At 65.4% G+C, this 20777-nt stretch carries 16 protein-coding genes; 3 read left to right on the forward strand and 13 right to left on the reverse strand.

The annotated features are described in order from the left end of the window. Positions 1 to 73: 73 nt before the first annotated feature. From BLT98_RS06735 to BLT98_RS06775, 9 genes are all read right to left on the reverse strand, one after another. Complete coding sequence (locus BLT98_RS06735) at positions 74 to 1504, reverse strand: efflux transporter outer membrane subunit (RefSeq protein WP_244517411.1); 1431 nt, start codon at positions 1502 to 1504, stop codon at positions 74 to 76. Next, the gene (locus tag BLT98_RS06740; protein ID WP_092606073.1) at positions 1501 to 4755 is read right to left on the reverse strand and encodes an efflux RND transporter permease subunit; all 3255 of its coding nucleotides are present in this window, start codon (positions 4753 to 4755) and stop codon (positions 1501 to 1503) included. The genes BLT98_RS06735 and BLT98_RS06740 overlap by 4 nt, the downstream gene beginning before the upstream one ends. Beyond that, complete coding sequence (locus BLT98_RS06745; RefSeq protein WP_092606075.1) at positions 4752 to 7871, reverse strand: efflux RND transporter permease subunit; 3120 nt, start codon at positions 7869 to 7871, stop codon at positions 4752 to 4754. The genes BLT98_RS06740 and BLT98_RS06745 overlap by 4 nt, the downstream gene beginning before the upstream one ends. After that, positions 7868 to 9238 (reverse strand): efflux RND transporter periplasmic adaptor subunit, encoded by a 1371-nt coding sequence (locus tag BLT98_RS06750; protein WP_070255545.1) that lies wholly within the window; start codon positions 9236 to 9238, stop codon positions 7868 to 7870. The genes BLT98_RS06745 and BLT98_RS06750 overlap by 4 nt, the downstream gene beginning before the upstream one ends. A 408-nt stretch (positions 9239 to 9646) precedes the next feature. Continuing rightward, complete coding sequence (locus tag BLT98_RS06755; protein WP_092607015.1) at positions 9647 to 10186, reverse strand: GNAT family N-acetyltransferase; 540 nt, start codon at positions 10184 to 10186, stop codon at positions 9647 to 9649. A gap of 88 nt (positions 10187 to 10274) precedes the next feature. Continuing rightward, a complete protein-coding gene (gene sppA, locus BLT98_RS06760) occupies positions 10275 to 12149 on the reverse strand; it encodes a signal peptide peptidase SppA (protein WP_092606077.1) in 1875 nt (624 codons plus the stop codon). A gap of 75 nt (positions 12150 to 12224) precedes the next feature. After that, a complete protein-coding gene (locus BLT98_RS06765; protein ID WP_092606079.1) occupies positions 12225 to 13703 on the reverse strand; it encodes a sodium:solute symporter in 1479 nt (492 codons plus the stop codon). Between the two features lie 69 nt (positions 13704 to 13772). After that, the gene (locus BLT98_RS06770) at positions 13773 to 14990 is read right to left on the reverse strand and encodes a YeeE/YedE family protein (RefSeq protein WP_092606081.1); all 1218 of its coding nucleotides are present in this window, start codon (positions 14988 to 14990) and stop codon (positions 13773 to 13775) included. 93 nt (positions 14991 to 15083) lie between these two features. Continuing rightward, the gene (locus BLT98_RS06775; RefSeq protein WP_092606083.1) at positions 15084 to 16295 is read right to left on the reverse strand and encodes an MFS transporter; all 1212 of its coding nucleotides are present in this window, start codon (positions 16293 to 16295) and stop codon (positions 15084 to 15086) included. Positions 16296 to 16439: 144 nt separating this feature from the next. On the opposite strand from BLT98_RS06775, the gene BLT98_RS06780 reads away from it, so the two are divergent. Next, positions 16440 to 16676, forward strand: coding sequence for a DUF3820 family protein (locus BLT98_RS06780; RefSeq protein ID WP_034749909.1), 237 nt, complete (start codon positions 16440 to 16442; stop codon positions 16674 to 16676). 6 nt (positions 16677 to 16682) lie between these two features. Here BLT98_RS06780 and BLT98_RS06785 read toward each other — a convergent pair whose 3' ends face one another. Further along, positions 16683 to 17066, reverse strand: coding sequence for a glutaredoxin (locus BLT98_RS06785; RefSeq protein ID WP_092606085.1), 384 nt, complete (start codon positions 17064 to 17066; stop codon positions 16683 to 16685). A gap of 124 nt (positions 17067 to 17190) precedes the next feature. On the opposite strand from BLT98_RS06785, the gene BLT98_RS06790 reads away from it, so the two are divergent. Continuing rightward, positions 17191 to 17718 carry a hypothetical protein gene (locus BLT98_RS06790; protein ID WP_070282181.1) on the forward strand — a complete coding sequence of 176 codons (528 nt, stop codon included), beginning with the start codon at positions 17191 to 17193 and terminating at the stop codon, positions 17716 to 17718. A gap of 51 nt (positions 17719 to 17769) precedes the next feature. Here the strand turns inward: BLT98_RS06790 and BLT98_RS06795 are convergent, their stop codons facing one another. The 3 genes from BLT98_RS06795 to BLT98_RS06805 all read right to left on the reverse strand — a co-directional run bounded on the left by BLT98_RS06795 (position 17770) and on the right by BLT98_RS06805 (position 19809). After that, on the reverse strand, positions 17770 to 18417 hold the full coding sequence (locus BLT98_RS06795; RefSeq protein ID WP_092606087.1) for a GNAT family N-acetyltransferase: 648 nt from the start codon (positions 18415 to 18417) through the stop codon (positions 17770 to 17772). Positions 18418 to 18482: 65 nt separating this feature from the next. Further along, on the reverse strand, positions 18483 to 19304 hold the full coding sequence (locus tag BLT98_RS06800; protein ID WP_092606089.1) for an APH(3')-I family aminoglycoside O-phosphotransferase: 822 nt from the start codon (positions 19302 to 19304) through the stop codon (positions 18483 to 18485). A gap of 16 nt (positions 19305 to 19320) precedes the next feature. Then, a complete protein-coding gene (locus BLT98_RS06805) occupies positions 19321 to 19809 on the reverse strand; it encodes an Lrp/AsnC family transcriptional regulator (protein ID WP_092607018.1) in 489 nt (162 codons plus the stop codon). Between the two features lie 77 nt (positions 19810 to 19886). Here BLT98_RS06805 and BLT98_RS06810 point away from each other — a divergent pair, with 77 nt between their 5' ends. Then, positions 19887 to 20774, forward strand: a complete 888-nt coding sequence (locus BLT98_RS06810; RefSeq protein ID WP_092606091.1) for an EamA family transporter — start codon at positions 19887 to 19889, stop codon at positions 20772 to 20774. Positions 20775 to 20777 lie beyond the last annotated feature (3 nt).

Consider the following 20777-nt stretch of genomic DNA (forward strand, 5'->3'; position numbering starts at 1 on the left):
TCAAGATGCGCGGCAAAACACGAATTTGGCGCAGGGCTTTTCCCTGCGCCAGGCTGCCCCCTAGCCGTCCCCTTTACTGCGCCTGCGGCACGTGCCAGCCGCCGCCCAGCGACTGGATCAGGGCCACGGCCGTCGTCTGGCGGTCCGCCTGCGCCTGCACCAGCGAACGGCGCGCCGACAGGGCCGTCACTTGCGCCGTCACCACGTCCGTATAGCCGACCTGGCCCGCGTTGTAGCGGTTCAGCATCTGCTGCTCGACCTGGTCGGCGGCGGATGACGCCTGCTGGCGCAGGGCCAGCTGTTCGGCCAGCGCGCGCGTGGCCGACAACTGGTCTTCCACGGCGCCAAAGGCACTCAATACCGTCTGGCGGTAGCGCGCCACGGCCGCCTCGTGTCCCGCCTTGGCCGCATCCACGCTGGCCGTCGTGGCGCCCGCGTTGAACAGGGTTTGCGCGGCCGACACGCCCAGCGACCACAGGCTCGACGATGCATTGAACAGGTCGCCCACCTTGCTGGCGCCGGAACCGTAGGAACCCGTCAGGTTCAGGCTCGGGTAATACGCGGAACGGGCGATGCCGATCTGCTCGTTGGCCACGGCCACCCGGCGCTCGGCGGCGGCGATGTCGGGACGGCGCTGCAGCAGCGTCGACGGCACGCCCAACGGCACTTCGGGCACGGTCAGGGTCCACGGCGCCACGGCCAGGCTGAAGTCCGACGGGGCCTTGCCCAGCAAAATCGCGATCGCATGTTCCAGCTGCGCGCGTGAACGCGTCTGGCTGGACAGGTCGATCTGCGCATTGGCCAGCTGCGTCTGCGCCTGCAGCAGGTCGGACTTGGCGGCGATGCCCGAATTGAAGCGGTTGCTGGTGATGTCAAGCACGCGCTTGTAGCCATCGATGGTGGCATTCAGCAGCGCGATCTGCGCATCGCTCTGGCGCAGCGAAAAGTAATTGGTGGCCAGTTCGCCCTGCGCCGACAGGCGGGCGGCGGCCAGGTCGGCCGCACTGGCACTGGCGCTGGCGTCCGCCCCCGTCACGCCGGCGCGCAGCTTGCCCCACACGTCCGGTTCCCACGACGCGCCGATGGCGGCCTTGAAGTTGTTGTTGGTCTGCTGCTCGCCCCCGCCGCCCGAGCGGGCGCCGCTGCCCGTCAGGTTCACGGTGGGGAACAGCGAGGCGCGCTGTTCGCGCACCAGCGCGCGCGCCTGCTCGTAGGAAGCGATGGCGGCGGCCACGTTCTGGTTCGAGATGTCGATGCCTTCGGCCAGCTGGTTCAATTGCGCGTCGCCGAACAGGGTCCACCACGGTCCCCGCTCCAGGGTGTCGGCCGGCACGGCAGGCTGCCAGCCGGCCGCCTCCTTGAACGTTTGCGGCGCGGCGGCCGTCGGCGTTTCATACGCGGGGCTGACGGCGCAGCCGGCCAGCAGGAGGACGGCGGTAGCCACGCCCAGTGCCAGCAGGTGGCGTGCAGGGACGGTCGATACGATAGGTTTTACTTGCTTCATGATTGTGTGCTCGGGTTATCTGGCCCAGGAATGCGGCTCAATTGCTGCTCGTCGGCGCTGCGCGTGCGCAGCTTGTCGAGCAGGATGTAGACCACCGGGGTGGTCAGCAATGTGAGTAACTGGCTGGCAATCAGGCCGCCGATGATGGCGACCCCCAAGGGCTGGCGTAGCTCTGACCCCTCGCCGAAACCGATCGCCAGCGGCAAGGCGCCAAGCGCCGCCGCCAGGGTGGTCATCAGAATGGGGCGGAAACGCAGCAAACAAGCCTCGCGCACCGCTTCCACAGCTGTCAGCCCGCGCGAACGCTCGGCCTCCAGCGCGAAGTCGATGATCAATATAGCATTTTTCTTGACGATACCGATCAACAGGAACACGCCGATCAGGGCGATGATGGAAAACTCCATGCGGAACAGCAGCAGTGCCAGCACGGCGCCCACCCCCGCCGACGGCAAGGTCGACAGCACGGTGACGGGATGGATCAGGCTTTCGTACAGGATGCCCAGCACGATGTAGATCACCACGATGGCCGCCAGGATCAGCAGCGGCTGCTCCTTGTTGCTGTCCTGCGCGCTCTTCGCCGAACCCTGGAAGCTGCCGCGCACGTTCACCGGCATGCCGATTTCCGACTCCGCCTGGGCCACGGCAGCCTGGCCGTCGCTGAGCGGATAGCCGTCGGCCAGGTTGAACGACACGGTGGTGGCCAGTTCGCCGCCCTGGTGGTTGATCGACGTCGCCGTCGAGCTTTCCGCGAAGCTGCTGAACGACGACAGCGGCACCATCTTCGCCAGGGTGGTGCTCAAGGCCGAGCCGCCGGACGGGTCGCGCGCCGCCGTCGTATTGGACGTCGTCGCCGCCACGCTGGTGCTGGCCGCGGCGGTGCTGGCGGCCGTCGTCCCGGTGGCGGCGACGGCGGCCGCATTCGACGCCGGCACGTACACGGAGCGCAGCGCTTCCGGGCTTTGCGCGTAGCGGGGCGCCACTTCCATGATTACGTGATACTGGTTCAGCTCATCGTAGATGGTCGCCACCTGGCGCTGGCCGAAGCTGTTGTACAGCGCATTGTCGATATCCTTCACCTGCACGCCCAGCTGCGTGGCGCGGTCCTTGTCGATGCTGACAAACGTTTCCACGCCATTTTCCGCCTGGTCCGTGTCCACGTCGATCAGGGCTGGCTGCAGCTTCATCTGGTCGGCCAGTTTCGCCGCCCATTTCTTCAAGTCCGCCTGGTTGTCGCTGATCAGGGTGTACTGGTACGTGGAATTGCTGGAGCGCCCGCCCATGCGCAAATCCTGCACGGGGTTGAGGAACAGCGAAATGCCCGTCACCTTGGCCAGTTGCGGGCGCAGGCGGGCGATCACAGCTTGCCCCTTGTCCGTGCGCTGCGAGGCCGGCTTCAAGTCGATGAACATGAAGCCGCCCCCCGCCCTGCCGCCGCCCGTGAACCCGACGACGGTGGCGACGGCCGGATCGTCCTTGATGATGTCGACCAGTTGGCGCAATTTGGCCTGCATGGCCTGGAACGAGATGCTCTGGTCGGCGCGCATGCCGCCATTGATCTGGCCCGTGTCCTGCTGCGGGAAGAAGCCCTTGGGCGCGGCCGCGAACAGGTACACGTTCAGGCCGACGACGAACACGAGGATCGTCATCACGAGAGCGGCGCTCGACAAGGCCCAGTCCAGGCAGTGTTCATACACGTTCAGCATGCGCTCGAAACCCCGCTCGAACCAGCGCGCGACGACGCCTGGCGGCTTGTGCTGCTCGCCGCTCTTCAGCAGCCAGGCGCACATCATCGGCGTGGTGGTGAGCGAGATGACGAGCGAAATCATCACGGCGGCCGACAGGGTCACGGCGAATTCGCGGAACAGCCGCCCCACCTGGCCGCCCATGAACAGCAGCGGGATGAAGACGGCCACCAGCGACAGGCTGATCGACAGCACCGTAAAGCCCACTTCGCGCGCGCCCAGCAGGGCCGCCTTGAAACGGTCCATGCCCGCCTCGATGTGGCGCTGCGTATTTTCCAGCACCACGATGGCATCATCGACGACAAAGCCCGTGGCCACCGTGAGCGCCATCAAGGAAAGGTTATTTAGCGAAAATCCCAGCATGTACATCACGCCGAAAGTGCCCAGCAGCGAGACGATGGTGGCCACGGCGGGGATGATGGTGGCGCGCACGCTGCGCAAAAAGGCGCTGACCACCAGCACGACGAGCACGATGGACAAGATCAGCGTGAACTCGATCTCGTGCAGGGACGAGCGGATGGAATTGGTGCTGTCGGACGCCACCTGCAGCTTGATGTCGCCCGGCAGCTGCGCCTGCAGTTGCGGCAGCAGCGCGCGCACGCCGTCCACCGTGGCGATGACGTTGGCGCCGGGCTGGCGTGTGATCAGCACGATGACGGCCGGGTCGCCATTGAACAAGCCCAGGGTATTGTTGTTTTCCACGCCGTCGACCACTTCGGCCACGTCGTCGAGGCGGATGGCGGCGCCGTCGCGCCAGGCCACCACCAGGCTGCGGTAATCGGCGGCGCTGCGCCCGCCCGACGCCGTCGCCGCGCCCGAATAGATCTGCAGGCTGCGCTCGTCGCCGGAAATCGCCCCTTTCGGGCGGTTGGCGTTGCTGGCCTGGATGGCCGCGCGCACGTCTTCCATCGACACGGCATAGTGATTGAGCTGGTACGGCAGCAGTTCCACGCGCACGGCCGGCAGCGAGCCGCCGCCCAGTTCCACGTCGCCCACGCCTTTGACTTGCGCCACCTTTTGCTGCACCAGGTTCGACACGGCGTCGTAGATCTGGCCCGGCGTGCGCGTCTTCGACGTCAGCGCCAGGATGATCACGGGCGCGTCGGACGGATTGGCCTTGCGGTAGGTGGGGTTGCTGCGCAGGGTGGCCGGCAAGTCCACGCGCGAGGCGGCAATGGCGGCCTGCACTTCACGCGCGGCCGAATCGATCTTGCGGTTCAAGTCGAACTGCAGATTGATGCGCGCCGAGCCCGTGCCCGACGACGACGTCATCTCGTTCACGCCCGAGATCACGCCCAGGCGCCGTTCCAGCGGCGTGGCCACCGACGTGGCCATGGTCGCGGGACTGGCGCCGGGCAGGCTGGCGCTGACGGAAATGGTCGGATAATCGACCTGCGGCAGCGGCGAGACGGGCAGCACGAAGAAGGCGCCGATACCCGCCAGCGCGATGCCGATGGTCAGCAACACGGTGGCGATGGGGCGCTTGACGAACGGTTCGGACAGGTTCACGCGGCGCTCCCCGCGTTATCGGTCGGCTTGTCCAGGCTCACGCCACGTGTCTTTGAAGCGAAACGCTGGCCCAGGCGGTCGAAGCCCAGGTAGATGACGGGCGTGGTAAACAGGGTCAGCACCTGGCTGACGATCAGGCCGCCGAAGATGGCCAGGCCCAGCGGACGGCGCAACTCGGCGCCCTCGCCCCAGCCCAGCATCAGCGGCACGGCCGCGAACAGCGCCGCCAGGGTCGTCATCAGGATGGGGCGGAAGCGCAGCAGCGCAGCCTGGTGAATGGCTTCCTGCGGGCTCTTGCCCTCGTCGCGCTCGGCCTCGATGGCGAAGTCGATCATCATGATGGCGTTCTTCTTGACGATGCCGATCAGGAGGATGATGCCGATGATGCCGATCACGCCCAGGTCCTGCCCGGAGAGCATCAGCGCCAGCAAGGCGCCCACGCCGGCCGACGGCAGGGTCGACAGGATCGTCAGCGGGTGGATGTAGCTTTCGTACAGCACGCCCAGCACGATGTACACGCAGACGACGGCGGCCAGAATCAGCCACAGCTGGTTCGACAGCGAGTTTTCATACGCGCCGGCCGCGCCGAGGAAGGTCAGGGTCACCGATGGCGGCAAGGCGATGTCCTTTGCGGCCTGGCGGATGGCGTCGACGGCACTGCCCAGCGCCACGCCCTGCGTCGTATCGAAGCCGAGTGTCGTGGCCGGGTATTGCGCCACGTGCGTAATCTGCAGCGGCGCCTGTTTTTCGCTGACGCTGGCAAAGGCGGACAGCGGCGTCGACTTGCCGGAACCCGTGCGCACCTGCAGGTCCGACAGGTCGGACGGCGTGGTGACGATGCCAGGCTGCGCTTCGAGGATCACGCGGTACTGGTTGGTTTCCGTGAAAATCGTCGAGATGATGCGCTGGCCGAAGGCGTTGTACAGCGCGTCGTCGACGGTAGCCGTGGTGACGGACATGCGCGCGGCGCTGTCGCGGTCAATGCCCACGGTGACGGCGGCGCCCGTGGCGCCCGCATCCGTGACGACATTGCGCAGCTGCGACTTTTCGCGCATGCGCGCGGCCAGCTTGCCGGCCCACTCGGTGACGGTGGCCGTGTCGGCCCCTTCGAGCGACACGCGGTACTGCGTCGGCCCCGATTCCGCATCGATGGTCAGATCCTGCGTCGGCTGCAGATACAGGGTCACGCCGGCCACCTTGGCCACGCGGTTGCGCAGGCGCTCCATGATGTCATCCTGGTTGCCGCTGCGCGGACGCTTCAGGTTGATCAGCATGCTACCCGTATGCAGCATGGTGTTGTTGGCAGCATCCACGCCCACCAGGGAACTCAGGGTATCGACAGCGGGATCTTCCAGCAGCGCGCTGGCGGCAGCCTGCTGCAAGGCAGCCATGCGCTCGTAAGAGACGGCTTGCGAAGTTTCGATGCGCGCCTTCAGCTGCCCCGTGTCCTGCGTGGGGAACAGGCCTTTCGGGATGGTGATATACAGGACGACGGTCAGCAGCAAGGTGGCCAGGGCCACCAGCAGGGTCAGGCCCTGGCGTTTCAGCACCCACACGAGCGCATGGTCGTACTGCACGATGACGCGGTCGAGAAAAGCCTGGATGCGCTGGCCCGTGGCGCTGACCTTTTCATCGGCACGGCTTTTCAGCCAGCGCGCCGACATCATCGGCACCAGCGTGAGCGAGACCACGGCGGAAATCAGGATCGTGATGGCCAGGGTCATGGCAAATTCGCGGAACAGCCGGCCCACCACGTCGCCCATGAACAGCAGGGGAATCAGCACGGCGATCAGCGAGACCGTCAGCGAAATGATGGTAAAGCCGATCTGCGACGCGCCCTTCAGGGCGGCGGCCATCGGCGTTTCGCCCTCCTCGATGTAGCGGGCGATGTTTTCGATCATGACGATGGCGTCATCGACGACAAAGCCCGTGGCGATGGTCAGGGCCATCAGCGACAGGTTGTTCAGGCTGTAGCCGAGCAAATACATGACGCCGCAGGCGCCGATCAGCGAGATCGGCACAGACAGGCTGGCGATCACCGTGGCGCGCATGCTGTGCAGGAAGGCGAAGATCACCAGCACCACCAGCAGCACGGACAGCAGCAGTTCCATTTCCACGTGTTCGACGGAAGCGCGGATGCCCGTCGTGCGGTCGCTCAGCACGTCGAGCTTCATGGCCGCCGGCAGGCTGGCCTGCAAGTCCGGCAGCAGGGCCTTGATGGCGTCGACCGTTTTGATGACGTTGGCGCCGGGCTGGCGCTGCACGTTCAGGATGATGGCCGGCTGCTTGCCGGACCAGGCGCCCAGGCGCGTGTTTTCCGCACTGTCGACGACATTCGCCACGTCGGACAGGCGCACGGGCGCGCCGTTTTTATAGGTGATGATCAGGCGCTTGTAGTCTTCCGCCGTGACCAGCTGGTCGTTGGCGTTGATGGTAAACGAGCGCGTGGGGCCGTCGAAACTGCCCTTCGCGCTGTTGACGTTGGCCGCCGCGATGGCCGTGCGCAGGCTGTCGAGGCCCAGGCCGTACGAGGCCAGCAACTTGGTGTCGCCCTGGATGCGCACGGCCGGACGCTGGCCACCCGACAGCGAGACGAGGCCCACGCCATTGACCTGGCTGATCTTCAGGGCCAGGCGCGTGTTGACGATGTTCTGCACCTGCGTCAGCGGCATCGTGTCGGAGGTAATCGCCAGGGTCAGCACGGGCGCGTCGGCCGGGTTGATCTTGGCGTACACGGGCGGCGCCGGCAAGTCCGTCGGCAGCAGCGAGCCGCCCGCGTTGATGGCCGCCTGCACTTCCTGCTCGGCCACGTCCAGGGTCTGGCCCAGGGTGAATTGCAGGGTGATGATGGAGACGCCGGCCGCGCTGGTGGAACTCATGCGCTGCAAGCCCGACATCTGCCCGAACTGGCGCTCCAGCGGCGCCGTCACCGTCTGCCCCATGACTTCGGGACTGGCGCCCGGGTACAGGGTCTGCACCTGGATGGTGGGGAAGTCCACCTGCGGCAAGGCGGCCAGCGGCAGGAACTTGAAGCCGACCAGCCCCGCCAGCACGATGGCCAGCATCAGCAGCGCCGTGGCGACGGGGCGCTGGATGAATGGCGTCGATGGACTCATTGCGCTGCGCCCTTCGCGGGGGTTGCAGCCGGTGCACTGGCCGGCGCGGATGCCGAGGCCGATGCGCTGGCCGCGCCGTCAGCGTGCTGGCGGCGGTGGCGGCGTTCGCCGTTGGCGGTTCCCGCGCCCCCTGCGCCGCCCATGGCAGGCTTGTCGCCCGCCAGGGTGACTTTCGCGCCTTCCTTCAGGCGGTCGGCGCCTTCCGTGATGACTTGTTCTCCCGCTTCCAGGCCGGCGCGGATTTCCACCATGTCGGTGGTGGCCTGGCCGCGCGTGACCATGCGCACGGTGACGGTTTTATCCGCTTTCAGCACGTAGACGAAGTCGCCGTTATTGCTGTGACGCAGGGCCGTGACGGGCACCAGCACGGCGCCCGTGATATTGCCCAGCTCCAGGCGCACGTTGACGAACTGGCTGGGGAACAGGGCCATCTTGTCATTCGTGTAGCGGGCCTTGGCGCGCACGGTGCCCGTCTGTACGTCGACCTGGTTGTCCAGCGCGCTCAAGCTACCCTTGTCCAGGGTATGCGTGCGCGTGCGGTCCAGCGCCAGCGCCGCCAGGGCCGAACCCGAATTCAGGCGCTCCTGGATGGTCTGCACCTTATCCTGCGGCACGGAGAATTCCACGTCGATGGGCGAGAGCTGCGTCACCACCACCACGCCGCCCGTATCGCTGGTGCTCACCAGGTTGCCGATGTCGACCACCTTCAGGCCCGCGCGTCCGCTGATCGGCGACACCACCTTGGTGTAGCCCAGGTTCAGCCGCGCCGTGCCTTCGGCCGCGCGGTCCGTCATGACGGTGCCTTCCAATTGTTTCACCAGGGCGGCCTGCGTGTCGACGTCCTGGCGCGCGATGGAATCCTGGCCCAGCAGGGTTTGATAGCGCTTCAGGGTCAGGCGCGCGTTTTCCAGCTGCGCTTCATCGCGCTGGCGCTGGCCCGTGGCCTGCATCAGCGCCATCTCGAACTGGGCCGGGTCGATCTGCGCCACCACCTGGCCCGCCTTGACCATGCCGCCTTCCTTGAATTTCAATTCCTTCAGGATGCCCGACACTTGCGGGCGCACCGTCACGGTGGAGGCGGCCGTCACGGTGCCCAGCGCATCGAGCACCACGGGCAGGTCGGACTTGACGGCCGTGGCCACGCCCACGGTGGTCGAAGGGCCGCCGCGGCGCCCGCCCGGGCCACCTGGCCCGCCGGCACCGCCAGGACCGCCCATGCCGGGGCCGCCCTGGGCGCTGGTGCCGGAGTGGGTCAGGTACCAGGCACCGCCCCCCAGCGCAGCCATCACGGCCAGCGCGATGACCGTGCCGACGATTTTCGAACGGCGGCTGCGCCGCGGGGTGTTGGGTGTTGTCTGCGAATCCATCGCTTATCCTTGTAGTGGCCGCTGGCACGGCGAGTCTGTGGCGCCGGCCGAGGTGGGACACACTCAGGCCGGACGACCGTTTTTCGGGGTTGTTTCGGTACAAAGCCGGGGGAATCAAGAGCTGAAAATCAGCTGAAAAAACATCGTTCCCTAGCGTGAAACGACTCTAGCATAGTCATGTAACTGTTTCATTTCTACTTGAAACAATTACACACAGCCAGGCAGGCATGGGAGGATCAGGCGGGCCGGCAGGCATGCCGCCCCTGTGGGGGAACGGTGGAAAAATCAGGCTTGCGGGGCGCCGCAGGCGGACAACCGCGTGGCGCGGGCGACTCGCATGCAGATACAAACTCGCTACAAATCTCCCGCCAGCCGGCTTGACCTGGCGCCGCGCGGGGACGTTTGCGCTTACAACGTCATGCCGAGGATGACATCCTGATAGTCGGTGCGGCCCACGCGGAAGGTGCGCCGGCCCACCTGCGCAAAGCCGCAGCGCATATAGAACGCCAGCGCATCGTGGTTTTCCGCGTACACGCCCAGCAGCACGCGCCCTGCCCCGCTGGCGCGCGCTTGGCTCAGCGCCGCCTGCATCAGGCGCTGCCCCACGCGCTGGCCCTGGAAACGGTGCAGCAGGTAGATGCGCTTGATTTCCAGGTCGTCCGGCCGCGGGTCGGCCACCGGCAAGCCGGCGGGGCTGAGCACCAGGTAGCCGACGGGCGCGCCACCCGGCGTGGCCTCGGCCAGCCACAAGCGCATGGCCGGCAGCGCCAGCCAGTCGCGGTACAGCTGCGCGTCGTGCTGGCGCTGGCAATGGGCGATGACGTCGGCGCCATCGAGGATGCCCGCGAAGGCTTCCAGGAAGGTGGCCTGCCCCACCAGCGCCAGCGCCTGTTCATCACCCTTGGCGCACGGCCGGATGGTGATCGCCGTGTCAATTTCTCCGCTCATGTCGCTTGCCATGCCTTGCTCCTCATCGCTGTCCTGCATATGAAACAAGCCGGGCGAAGCCGGCTTGGGTAGCTTGTCTATGCTGGTGTTACTTGCCGCCCAGGGGCACCTCGCACAGGCAGTGCGTGAGGGCCATGAACGGTTTGTGCTCGCGCGTGATGCCCGACAGCCAGCTCAGCTCCTGCGCCATGCCCAGCGCCGCGTCGGCCGGCAAGCCGGTCGTGGCCAGGCCCAGTTTCACGTGTTCGCCCAGCCCCAGCGAGGCCATGGCCTTGGAGCCGAACATGCCGATCAGGCGGTCCACGTTCGACGTTTCCTGCTCCAGGTACGTCACGCGGTAGTCGGCGCCCAGGTTGGCGCGCTTGGCCGCCGAGGCCAGTGCATCGCCATAGCTGCCGATGCGGTCGACCAGGTTGCGCTCCTTGGCCTGCAAGCCCGTCCAGACGCGGCCCTGCGCCACTTCATCGATCTTTTCCGGCGTCGTCTTGCGCGCCTTGGCGGCCAGGCTCAGGAAGTCGCCATACACGTGGTTGATCGAACCCTGGATCAATTGCGCAAAGCGGGGGTCGAGCGGACGCAACGGGTTGCCCGCGTCGGCCAGCCAGGTGGTCGGCGAGCCGGCCGTGTGGATGCCCAGCTTTTCCACCACCTTGTCGGCCGTCGGCAGAATCGCGAAGACGCCGATGGAACCCGTGATGGTGGCCGCGTCGGCGATCACTTCATCGGACGAGGTGCTGATCCAGTAGCCGCCCGAAGCGGCCACGTTGCCCATCGAGACGACCACCGGTTTGCCGGCGGCGCGCGTCAGCTCCAGTTCGCGGCGGATCAATTCCGAGCCGAAGGCGCTGCCGCCCGGCGAATCGACGCGCAGCACGACGGCCTTGATCGACTTGTCTTCGCGTGCCTGGCGGATCAAGCGCGAGGTGGACAGGCCGCCGATGGAACCCGGTGCCGCGATGCCGTCGCCGATTTCACCGGAGGCGATGACCACGCCGACGGCGTCGCCGATGTGCACGGGGCGCAGGCGCGCCAGGTAATCGGCATAGTTCACCTGGCGGAAATTCGTGCCTTCCGTGTTCTTGGCGCCGCGCGCCATCATGAACTGGCGCAGTTCATCGCGCGTTTTCAGGCCGTCGACCAGCTTGGCGTCCAGCGACAGCTTGCCCAGGTCGCCGCCGGCCGCCGTCATCAGCGCTGGCAGCGCATCGATCGATTGCATGATGGCGCCGGCCGGCAGCTTGCGCGCCTTTTCCACGTCCGTCGTATAGGTGGTCCACAGGCCATTGTTCAGGTAGCGGTCCGCTTCGGCCGCCGCTTCGGACGGGCCGTTGGCGATGAAAGGCTCGGCCGCGCTTTTATACGTGCCCACTTTCAGCAGGTTCACCGTCACGCCCACTTTGTCGAGCGCGTCGCGGTAGTAATTGCGGTAGCGGCCAAAGCCTTCCAGCATGACGCCGCCCATCGGGTGCAGGAATACCTCGTCGGCCTTGGCCGCCACCAGGTACTGGCGCTGGTTGTAGCTCGAACCCCAGGCCGTGACTTTCTTGCCCGTGGCGCGGAAGCGTTCCACGCCGGCCGCCACTTCGCGCAGCGAAGCGAGGCCGCCGCCCTGCAACTCGTCGAGCAGGATCACCATGGAGCCGATGTTCTTGTCCTTCGATGCCGTCTCGAGCACGGCCAGCACATCGCGCAGCTGCACGTTTTTCTTGACTTCGCCGCTGACATTGGCCAGCACCGCCTCGCGCACGCCGCCCGGGGTTTCCTCGACCAGCGGGCCTTGCAAGTCCAGCACCAGGGTGGTCTTTTCCGCCAGGGGCTTGGCGCCGCCGCCAAAGATGGCGATCAGGATGGCGATGACGATCAGCAGGAAAATCAGGTTGATGACCGCGCGGCGGGTGGCGTCCAGCGCGCGCCAGAATGCGCCAAAGCCGCGGCGCAGCGGCGGGAAGGGGTTGAGTGACATTGATGCTCCGTGAGGTTATGTACCTAAAGGAAATCAATATAGCTGAAAATGGCTGCGATCGTCTTGGGATTCGTCTTATTTTGACAAGTATTGCGCGCTTTGGGCGCCCTGCCCTGGCGGCGTGGAAATGAGGAACAGGCCGCCCAGCACGAGGGAACCATTCAGTATCAGCAATTCCAGGCCGATGCGGTAATGCTCGAACAGCAGCGCCTGTTCCCCTTCGATCAGCGCGCACAGCAGCGGCCCGGCCACGGCCACCAAAGGCACCCAGCGGTCGCGCACGCCACGCCGGCTGAGCAGGCCAAAAGCGAACAAGCCCAGCAGCGGACCATAGGTATAGCTGGCCAGCTTCAGGATCACGACTATCATGCTGGGATCATCGAGCCATTTGAAGGCCATGATCAGGATCAAAAACAGTGCGGCAAACCCCAGGTGCACGCGGCGGCGCCAGCGCATCTGCGCCGCCTGGCTCAAATCCCGCCTGCGCTGCACGCCGAGGATATCGATGCAGAAGGTGGACGTCAAGGCGGTGAGCGCCCCGTCCACGCTGGGAAACAGGGCGGAAATGAGGGCGATGAAGAAAATCAGCTGCACCACGGCGGGGAAATGCCCGAGTACCACGGCGGGAAACAGTTTATCCCCTGTCGCGGTGACACCCGCCAGCGGCGCATACAGGTGCAGCAAGCCGCCGAGGAACAGGAACAGCAGCAGCACGCCGGTCAGCACCACGGTCAGGCTGAGCATGTTCTTTTGCGAATCGCGCAAGGTCCGCACGGAAATGTTCTTTTGCATCATCTCCTGGTCCATGCCCGTCATGGCGATGGTGATGAACATGCCGGCGAGAATGTGTTTCCAGACATAGGCGGGACTGTCCGGGTCGGTGGTGAAGATGCGCGTGAGGCCTTGCGCGCGCATGCGCTCAAGGCTGTCGATGAGCGACAGGTCCATCTCGCGCAGCAGGAACACGCTGCAAATCACGAGGCCCGCCAGCATGCACGCCGTTTGCAGGGTATCGGTCCAGACGATGGTCTTGACGCCGCCTTCATACGTGTACAGCAGGATCAGCAGCAGCACGACGCACGACGTCAGCCAGAATGGCACGCCCAGGTTATCGAGAATGGTCGCTTGCAGGATATTGACCACCAGATACAGCCGCGCCGTGGCGCCCAGCAGCCGCGACAGGATGAAAAACGCCGCCCCGCTCTGGTAGGAACGCCGCCCCAGGCGCAGTTCCAGGTAGCGGTAAATCGACGTGAGCTGCAGCCGGTAGTACAGCGGCAGCAAGATGAAGGTGATGGTCAGATAGCCCAGCACATAGCCGATCATCAGCTGGATATAGCCGAAACCATTGCTCCCCACGGCGCCGGGCACGCTGATGAAGGTCACGCCCGTGAGCGTCGTGCCCACCATGCCGAAGGCCACCAGCATCCAGTTGCTGTCCTTGTTGCCGATGAAAAAACTGTCGTTGGTGGCATGGCGCGACGTGCGCCACGCCACGCCCAGCAGGATCAGGAAATACGCGAGGACAACGGCAAACAGGATGAGGGGGGACATTGGCGATGCGCTGGCGACAAAGGGGAACAGGGGCAGAAATATACAGCAAAGCCCCTGATTACGCCGGCGTCAGCAGCCGGTCGGTTTGACTTTCTCCACTTCCAGGCCGAACCACGGCCGCAAACGCGTGCCGATGACGTTGCCCAGGAAGGCGCAGACCAGCCACAGCCAGCCGTGCAGGCTGCCCGAGACGATGCCGCTGAAATACGCGCCGATATTGCAGCCGTAGGCCAGGCGCGCGCCGTAGCCGAGCAGCAAGCCGCCGACGATGGCGGCGATGATCGAGCGGCGCGGGATGCGCCATACAGGCGCGTAGCGGCCGGCCAGCGCCGCTGCCAGCATGGCGCCCAGCACGATGCCGATGTCCATCACGGAAGTCTTGTCTTGCGTCAACGGAGCGGCCAGGGCGGCGGCATTCGCCTTGGTCGACCAGTAAGCCCAGCTGGCCGTGTCGATGCCGACCACGGACGCGGCCTTGGCGCCCCACAGGGCGAACGCGGACGTCACGCCCCACGGCTTGCCCGACAGCGCCAGGGTGGCGAAGTTCAGCACGACGAGCGCAACGGCGCCCGCCACCAGCGGCCAGGGGCCGTGCAGCCAGGGCGACGCCTGTGCCGGACGCAGGGGCGTGGCGACGAGCTTGCCATGGCGGCGCTTTTCCACCAGCACCGTGATGCCGGCGATCAGCGCGAAGACGATCCAGTTCAGCGCCAGCGCGGGCGCCAGGCCCAGGGTCGTGACGAGGGAAATCGGCTGGAGCTGCGGCAGCGCCGTCCAGAACGGCATGTGCGCCGTGCCGATCACGGAGCCGACGATGAAGGCGGCCAGGGTGATGAGCATGCGCGTGCTGCCGCCCCCCACCGTGTACAGGGTGCCGGACGCGCAACCGCCGCCCAGCTGCATGCCGATGCCGAAGATGAAGGCGCCGAAGATGACGGAAGTGCCGGCGGGAGAAACGAGGCCCGCGACGGGCGTGCCGAACAGGGTCCCGGCCGACAGCGCGGGGAAGAACAGCGCCACGCCAACAGCCAGCATCAGCATTTGCGCGCGCAAGCCGTCGCCGCGGCCATCGGCGATGAAGACGCGCCAGGCGGACGTAAAGCCGAAGGCCGCGTGATACAGGGTGATGCCGAGCAAGGCGCCCACCACATACAGCGCGGCCTGTTTGATGCCGACCGTGTGCGCCAGGTACCACGCGCCGAGCAGGATGAGCACAAGCGCAACGCCCAGCGGTTTCGGATTGATGGCGGCGCGCAAGCGCAGGGGTGACGTTGCTGTATCGGACATGGGGAGAATGGGCCAGAGGAAGGTAAGCCCTATTCTCGCCCGTTTTGATGTTTTCTGCCAGAAACTTACTGTACAGACCGGGCCGCCAGAAATTTAATGCCCCACCGCATGGATCGACTTTTCACCGCCAGCGCGCACGGGGATGGGATAGCGCCGATCCATCCGGCCGCTCAAGGCCGTCAAGCCGAACGCGCCCAGCACGACGAGGGCACCGATCCAGCCCGTGTGCACGAGACCCAGGTGTTCGACGATCAAGCCGCCGCCCCAGGCGCCGCCGGCGATGCCCAGGTTGAAGGCGGCGATATTCAAGCCCGAAGCCACGTCGACGGCGCGGGGCGTGAAGTGCTCGGCTTGCTGCACGACATACACTTGCAGGCCAGCCACATTACCGAAGGCCACGGCGCCCCATAGCAGCACGGTGATGACGACGAGCACGGGATGCGGCGCCGTGAAGGTCAACAGCAGCAAGACGGCCGCCAGCAGTAAAAAGATCAGTTTCAGGGCACTGACAGGGCCTTTCCTGTCGGCCAGCTTGCCGCCCCAGATATTGCCGAACGCCACGGACACGCCATACACGAGCATCACCACGCCCACGGCGCCCGCGCTGAAACCCGATACTTGCTGCAAAATCGGCGCCAAGTAGGTAAAGGCGATGAAGGAGCCGCCATAACCGACGGCCGTCATGGCATACACCAACAGCAGGCGCGGCTGGCCCAATACCTGCACTTGCTGCAGCAAGGACGCCGGTTTGCTGTGGGCGATATTCGATGGCACGTACAGCAGGCTGCCGATGAACGCCACGAGGCCCAGGGCCGAGACGGCGAGGAAGGTTTCGCGCCAGCCGAAATGCTGGCCGATGAAGGTGCCCAGCGGCACGCCCGTCACCAGGGCCACGGTCAGGCCCGTAAACATGATGGCAATCGCGCTGGCCGCCTTGTCCTTCGGCACCAGGGACGTGGCGATGGTCGAGCCGATGGAGAAGAACACGCCATGCGCCAGCCCCGTCAGGATGCGCGCCACCACCAGCGTTTCATAGCCGGGTGATTTCCACGCCAGCAAATTCCCCAAAGTAAACAAGACCATCAGGGACAATAACAAGGTTTTGCGCGGGATCTTGCCCGTCAGGGCCGTCAGCACGGGCGCGCCGACGGCGACGCCCAGCGCATACAGGCTGACCAGCAAGCCGGCCGATGGCAGGTTGACGCCCAGGTCCGCGGCGATGGTGGGCAACAGCCCGACGATGACAAACTCGGTGGTTCCGATGGCAAATGCGCTGAGGGTCAGCGCGAGCAAGGCAATGGGCATGGCAAACTCCGATAAATGATGTTGGCATGCAGTATCGGGGTTTTCTTTGTTTCGAAAAATACCTCATCAGGAAGAAGATAGTTGCGCACAAATCAACAATAGTGCGGTCTGCTACACTGGCCGCATCCACACGGGATCACCACCATGAATTCAGAAAAACTGGCGCTGCTGGTCACGCGCGAAATGCCATATGGGAAATATCAGGGACGCTTGCTGGCCGACTTGCCGGGCCACTACCTGGGCTGGTTCGCGCGCGAGGGCTTCCCCTCGGGCGAACTGGGCAGCTTGATTGCGCTGATGTACGAGCTCGACCACAACGATCTGCGCAGCTTGCTCGACCCCTTGCGCACGCGCAAGTCGCCGTGGCGGCCTGGGGAATAAGGCAGGCTAAAACTGGCGCACCTTCTTTGCCAGCATGGCGCTGAAGTCGCCATTTTCCACCAGCTTTTGCAGCTCGCTGGCGCCACCTATGAGCACACCGTTGACAAAGACCATGGGAAACGTGGGCCAGCCCGTCCACATCTTGAGGGCATTGCGGCGGTGCCACTGGTTCAAATAGCTGCCGTATTGCAGGTACTGGTAGGGCGTGCCCAGCACGTCGAGGATCTTGCGCGCCTTGCGCGGAAACGGATTGAGCGCCATGCCGACCACCACCACCTGGTGCGCGGCGATGGCCGCCTGCACCTCGCGCACGATGTCCTTGTGTTTGCTGCCGATCAAGGGGCGGGCGGCGGAATGGATATGGGCTTCGTCAAGGATGGCACGGGTCATGAAAGTCCTGGGATGAGTGGCACGTGGCGTGCGGATCACGCATTGTGCCATGCGCACTGCGTGGCGTGCGCTACACTGCGCCTCTCCTCCTCTTCACGTGAAATGTATGCCAGCAATCCACCCCATGCTTGAATGGCGCCGCACTCGCCGCCTGATCGGCTCGTTTCTGCTGGCGGCCAGCTGCGCCAGCGCCTTCGCCGCGGCCGATCCAGGCCTTGAAAGCGGTCTGATCCATGCGCTGCACCTGAAAAAAGGCACCACGGAAAGAGTCGGCACCTCGGGCAAGGCCATCGCCGCCTACATGCGCGAAGGCTACATCGGCAAGCACCCCGACCAGCGCGCCGACTACACCGATTACTACCTGCTGAAAAAGCCCGCCAGCTTCATGGGGCATGAATTGGTGCTCATCGAGGAAGAATACATCACGCAATACATCGGCTGCTGTGTCAGCCCCGGGGCCGGCGTAACGGTGAAGGTGCGCGGCAACACGCAGAAGCTGCAAGCGTTCGCCCGCGCCCAGCGCTGCACCTTGACCGACCCTGTCGATGTGCAACATGCACTGAACGACGTCGCCATCAAGACCCGGATGCCGAAAGGCCATTACGCGTCATTGAGCTGCCGGGAACGCGATGCCGAGCGCGACGAGCCGTGAGCTGTGCCCTGGCCTGCCAGCATCCACGTGCGGAAGTGCAATATCCAGGCCTTACATGATGGTTGCCGTCGAATACGGCGACTGAGTATGCCAGCCCAGGCTCGCATACAGTTTCGACCCATCTTCCGTTGCCACCAGCACCCGGCGCACACCGCCCGACCTTTGCCTGGCCGCCAGCGCGGCCATCAGCGCCCGCCCCAGCCCCCGACGCCGGTGGCCGGCTTCGGTGACGATGCGGTCAAACACAAAGACGCCCGCATATTCCACGGCATGGCCACTGGCGACAACAGCGCCATCGCCGGTCAGAATGCGCGCCGTCGTGATGGCCTGCGACGTCGTGACGTCAAGCAGGTACCCGGCCGGCAGAGCTGGCGCCTGCAGCCTGCCTTCATGCGTCATGAAGAACCCTCCGGGTAGCAATTGCCATCGATCCGGCAAGAGGCGGAGCAATTGTTCTCCAGAGCCACACATCTTGATGAAAATATGCGGATGCTCAATCGAGGCCGCCAGCACGCTGATGCCTGGCACAGGTCCCGAAAAAACATGGCGCCGGATTTCACCGGGCAAGCCCGTATCGACGCGCCACCCGCCGTGATCAGGCACGGGCAACGGCAAGCCCCGGGCAATGGAACGTGCAGCCAGCCAGGCAGCAAGAAGGCCAGGCTCAAGCAGACGCGAATTTTCTTGCTCACCCATCATTCGGCTCCCACATTCATCCTGCTGATTATCCCGGAACGCAGGCGGCGGCTACCCGCGGATCGCATTCAAAACAGCTCGTCGAGTAGCAAGTGATATTGCAGCTTGCCTTGATCGGCATCAAGGATCCCATATTGCCGCAACAACCTTTGCTGTAGCGAGGTGTCCAACTCACCGAGACCACGCCAGGCGATGGCCAGGTCCTGATAGCGGTCGGCGACGCCTGCCCGCCCCACATCGATGCAGCCGACGACGGCGCCTTCGTACAGGAGGATATTGTCCAGCGAGAAATCGCCATGCGTGACGACGAGGTCGGGTGCGAGGGGTAGACACTCCTGCAGCGCCAGCCACACTTGCTCCGTTGTCCAGCCCGCCCGCCCGGCATCGAAATCGCCGGCATCGACCAGGCCCGCATCAATGCGCTGGCGCGCCTGGGACAGCCGGACAGCATGGCCGGCGTCGAACGGGCAGTCGCTCACGGGCAGCGCGTGCAGGCGGCGCAGGAAGGCCGCCAGCGCGTCGACCACGGCGAACCCCAGCGCAGGGTTCGCTTCCAGCAGCGCTGACGCCGTTGTGCCTGGGATGGCCGTCATCAGCAGCCATGCCTGCTCCGGGTCTGCCACGCGGGCGAACTCGACCACGGCAGGCACGGGCAGGTATTGCGCCAGCCAGCGCAGGCGCGCCAGTTCATCGGCGATGTCGGCGGCGGCACAACCCCTGCCGTGCTTCAGGTAAAGGTCCGGCACACCGTCCCTGCCATGCAAGCGGTAGACGGCAGCGTCCGACTCGCCGCCGCTGTCGCGCGACCATTGATAAGCAACCACGGCGGCGGACAGGCTGGCGGGCATGGCTGCCGTCACGGCGGCTTGCTTGCTTTTGGATAGGTTCATCTGCCTGGCCTTTTCTCTATCCCAGCGGCACGTACAAGCCCATCTTGAGACAGGTCAAGGCCACCGAGGTGCGGTAGCGCCGGATATTGTCGTCGCCGCCGAACAGGCGTTCCGTCAGCGCTTCGTATTCGGCCATGCTGCTGGCGGTAATGATCAGCAGGTAGTCGGCCTCGCCCGTGATCCCGTAGCACTGCTGTATGGCAGGCTCGGCCATGATGCGCGCGCGCATGCCGGCCGTGCGCTGCGGGTGCTCGTCGTGCAAATGCACTTCCACCGTCAGGATCAGGGGGCGGCCCAGGAGGCTCGCGTCGAGCACGGCCACTTCATGACGGATCACGCCGCTCTCGCGCAGGCGGCGGATGCGCCGCTGCACGGCAGGTGCGGACAGGTGCACGGCCTGGGCGATTTCGCGCTGCGAGGTCGTGTTATCGCGCTGCAAGATGTCGAGGATCGCCAGGTCGAAGGTATCGAGGGCAAGGGAAGGCGTGAGCGAAAGTTGCGTCATGAAGGTCAAAATGCAGTGCAAATATCGGAGCAGACACAATAAACTTTCGCTATTCCGATATCAAGCCTTTTATCACCATGCCATTACGCCGCTATTCCTCATTGATTCCCCTGCTGGCCATCCTCGGCTCAGTCACCTGCCTGGGACTGGGCACCTCATGGGCCAAGCACAGCCTGTTCCCACTGGTGGGCGCACAGGGCACGACGGCCGTGCGCGTGGGCTTTTCCGCCTTGCTGCTGTTGCTGTTCTGGCGCCCGTGGCGCTGGCAGCTGAGCCGCGCCGACCTGCGCACCGTGGCCCTGTACGGCGCGGCGCTGGGCTTGACGAACCTGTGCTTCTACATGGCCTTGCGCACGATCCCGTTCGGCATCGCCGTGGCGATCGAGTTTTCCGGCCCGCTGGCCGTGGCCCTGCTCGCCTCGCGCCGCCCCATCGACTTCGTCTGGGTGGCCCTGGCCGTGGCGGGACTGGCGCTGCTGCTGCCGCTCGGCCACGACGTCAGCAACCTCGATCCTACCGGCGTGCTGTTCGCCCTTGGCGCCGCCGTCTGCTGGGCCTCGTATATCGTCTTCGGCAAGCGCGCCAGCCATTTGCATGCGGGCCACTCCGTGTCGCTGGGCCTGGCCATGGCTGCCCTGGTGGTGGTGCCCGTCGGCGTGATGCACAGCGGCGCCGCCCTGCTCTCGCCTGTCGTGCTGGCCGTGGGGCTGGGCGTGGCCCTCATTTCCAGCGCCATCCCGATCTCGCTGGAAATGGTGGCCCTGAAGCGGCTGACGCCGCAAGCGTTCGGCATCATGAGCAGCATGGAACCGGCCGTGGCCGCCATGCTGGCGTACATCCTGCTCGACGAGCGCCTCGGTGCCGGGCAATGGCTGGCCATCGCCATGATCATGGCCGCATCGATGGGCAGCTCTTACATGGCGCAGCGCCAGAAACGGGCGCCGGCCGCCGCCGTGCATACCTGAACC

It is taken from the genome of Janthinobacterium sp. YR213, assembly GCF_900099875.1.
GTDB lineage: Bacteria > Pseudomonadota > Gammaproteobacteria > Burkholderiales > Burkholderiaceae_D > Janthinobacterium > Janthinobacterium lividum.